The organism is Oribacterium sp. HCP3S3_B9, assembly GCF_052064255.1.
In the GTDB taxonomy this organism is placed as follows: domain Bacteria; phylum Bacillota; class Clostridia; order Lachnospirales; family Lachnospiraceae; genus Oribacterium.
The window spans coordinates 1-609 of sequence record NZ_JBQHVY010000075.1 but is presented as its reverse complement, the minus strand read 5'-3'; the positions used below and the strand labels follow the sequence as shown (position 1 = coordinate 609).

Annotated in this window: 2 protein-coding genes; both read left to right on the top strand. The window is 51.6% G+C overall.

The genetic code is table 11. The annotated features are described in order from the left end of the window. A partial coding sequence (locus ACTNC3_RS11505; protein WP_441227516.1) for a hypothetical protein occupies window positions 1-194 on the top strand: 194 nt, incomplete at its 5' end. Beyond that, window positions 188-559: an IS66 family insertion sequence element accessory protein TnpB gene (gene tnpB / locus ACTNC3_RS11500; protein WP_410044064.1), complete on the top strand. Its 372-nt coding sequence runs from the start codon at window positions 188-190 to the stop codon at window positions 557-559. The genes ACTNC3_RS11505 and tnpB, both read left to right, overlap by 7 nt. Window positions 560-609: the final 50 nt, after the last annotated feature.

Sequence of the window (609 nt, the reverse complement as noted above, 5' to 3'; positions counted from 1 at the left end):
TAAATATATCAGAGCTCCCGATCAGCAGAGAGGATCGACTGCATCCGGTCTCACACGTGGTCGATGAACCATCACCTGCTTCATTTGAAGCAACGATGCGCATCACATTTGGAGGCGGCACGCTGGAACTGACCAATCAGGCAGATACTGCACTGGTTGCCAGTATCCTGAGCATGCTGAACAGCCGATGCTAGGTGACATCTCCAGCGCAAACCATATCTACCTGGTTACGGGCTATACCGACATGCGAAAGAGCATTGATGGTCTGATGGCGATCGTACGTGACACCTATGAGCTGGATCCGTACAGCAACTCTGTCTTCCTCTTCTGCGGAAGACGTGCCGATCGCATCAAGGCTCTCCACTACGAGAAGGACGGGTTCTGTTTGCTGTACAAGCGCCTTGAGAAAGGAGCGAATGATCACTTTCGGTTTCAGTGGCCACGCCACGCATCCGAAGTTCGCAACCTCACGAAACGGGAGTTCCGCTGGTTACTCGAAGGCCTCTCCATCGACCAGCCGAACGCCATTCAGCAGAGTCGTGGAAAGTACGACTTTTGAACCTTGGTGATGTTGCACAAACTTTCAAAAATTACATAAAGCTATCCTCC